Genomic DNA, 1070 nt, shown 5'->3' with positions numbered 1-1070 from the left:
TGCTGTAGGAGGACTTGAACCAACGGGGGGTTTCGGTCGTCACGGAGTGCCCTTTCGTACCTGTTCGATCATGGCCACAGAATCCGCCTGGGAAGGCGCGTCGGCCTGTAGTTGATGGTAGGCGGTCAGTATGGGGATCACGGTCTGGTTGTCGCGTTCAAGGTGTCCCCGCTGTGCGGACTCCGCGTACGACATCAGCGAGCGGTCCGGCATCGTCAGTACGTAGACGGGCAGGTCGAAGGAACGGCGTTCCCCCATTCCGAACGGGGCGACCTGAAGCACGGAGTTCGGCAGCTCGGAGAACTCGATGAGGCGCGCCAACTGAGCTTCCATCACTGCTGGTTCGCCGACGGGGCGACGGATGCACCCCTCGTCCAGCACCACGAAGATCAACGGCGGGCGCGGCCGGACAAGCGCGGCTTGTCGTTCCGCAACGAGGTTGATCCGCTCGCGTGCCTGATCGGGCGTGATCGCTCCCCGTCTGACGGCGCTCTCCGCGAGGACCGCCGCGTACTCCGGGGTCTGGAGCAGCCCCGGGATGACACCCACTTCATACAGCCGGATTTCTGCGGCTCTCGCCTCATGCGTGACGAACTCCGGAAGCCCTTCGATAAGAGCTGTGGGACGCACGGCCCGCGCCTGACGCTGTAGCCGATCGCCCGAGCCAAGGGCCTTGTCAGCACTCGCTGCGAAGCGGGTAGTTGGAGGTCGGCGGCCAGTTTCGACGGCCGAAATGTGCGTGCCCGAGCACCCCGTGCGCTCCGCCAGCTCGTCCTGCGTCCAGCCGCGTTCGTCCCGCAGTGCACGTAACAGCTGTCCGAAGCGCGCACGGGGCGACCTTTCGGGATCCAATTCCTTGCGGTTGACCATCCTGAATACCAACTCCCCGCTCATTCGGCGCAAGTTGAAGACGGTTCGACTGTAGGCCACGCTGAGTCGCCCCGGTAGTGGAGTCACTACCAAGAGTTAGGGAGGGCTCTTATGACCGAAAAGGCTTCCGCTGTTCCGGCGGTGCTCTACGTCTGTGCCGCCCGGCGTGGTGCCGTTGTCGGGGTGGCCGAGGAGCGGGC

The 1070-nt window shown here is 64.7% G+C and carries 1 protein-coding gene; it reads right to left on the bottom strand.

Going from position 1 to position 1070, the window contains the following annotated elements:
• Positions 1–39: 39 nt before the first annotated feature.
• Positions 40–870, bottom strand: coding sequence for a helix-turn-helix domain-containing protein (locus LIU39_RS34695; RefSeq protein ID WP_227050965.1), 831 nt, complete (start codon positions 868–870; stop codon positions 40–42).
• Between the last annotated feature and the right edge of the window lie 200 nt (positions 871–1070).

This window comes from Streptomyces pinistramenti, assembly GCF_020564935.1.
Lineage (GTDB): Bacteria > Actinomycetota > Actinomycetes > Streptomycetales > Streptomycetaceae > Streptomyces > Streptomyces pinistramenti.
Note: the sequence above shows the minus strand (reverse complement) of the source record. Positions and strands in the feature narration are given on the sequence as shown.

Bases quoted from the DNA above. Each gene is read 5' to 3' on its own strand.
- LIU39_RS34695 (WP_227050965.1), bottom strand. From the start codon at position 870: ATGGTCAACCGCAAGGAATTGGATCCCGAAAGGTCGCCCCGTGCGCGC.